The sequence below is a fragment of the Actinokineospora guangxiensis genome (assembly GCF_042657845.1).
Taxonomy (GTDB): domain Bacteria; phylum Actinomycetota; class Actinomycetes; order Mycobacteriales; family Pseudonocardiaceae; genus Actinokineospora; species Actinokineospora guangxiensis.
This window is the reverse complement of sequence record NZ_JBHSKF010000041.1, coordinates 1-557: the sequence shown is the minus strand read 5'-3', so window position 1 is coordinate 557 and position 557 is coordinate 1. Positions and strand designations below refer to the sequence as shown.

The 557-nt window shown below is 66.4% G+C and carries 1 protein-coding gene; it reads right to left on the bottom strand.

The window, feature by feature from the left end:
• Window positions 1-524, bottom strand: a 524-nt coding sequence (locus tag ACFPM7_RS30360) for an RICIN domain-containing protein (RefSeq protein ID WP_378251284.1), incomplete at its 3' end; no start/stop codon positions are given.
• Between the last annotated feature and the right edge of the window lie 33 nt (window positions 525-557).

Below are 557 nucleotides of genomic sequence, written 5' to 3'. Positions count from 1 at the left end.
CCGCCCGGCGGGGTTGTGGTGGTGGGGTTGGTGCCGCCTCCGACGCGGACGAGGGACCATTGTTGGTTGTTGCCGCCCCAGTCGTCGTATTGGACGATGTTGGCTCCGTCGGTGGTGGAGGCGCCTTGTACTTCGACGGCTTTGTTGGAGTGGCGGCTGATGAGTCGGACGTGTCCGTTGGGGGAGTCGGCGAGTCGGAACTGTTGGTTGGTGCCGTTGGTGTCGGACCATTGCACGATCGCGGCGCCGTTGGCGGTTGACCAGTTGTGCACGTCGAGGACCTTGCCGGAGTGGCGTGACTTGAGCCGGTAGTGGCCGCCGCCGGAGTCCACGAACTGCCATTGCTGCTGGTTGCCGTCGTTGCGCGTCCACTGGGTGATGCGCGCTCCGTCGTTGGTGGCGAGGTTGTAGACGTCGAGGGCTTTGCCGCTGCCGCGGTTGACCAGCACGTACCACGCGTTCGTGTCCACAGTGGCCGCGGAGGAGGGGGTGGCGCCGAAGGCGACGAGCAGCCCGGTCAGCATGGTCACCACCACACCGGCCACACCAGCGGCCAA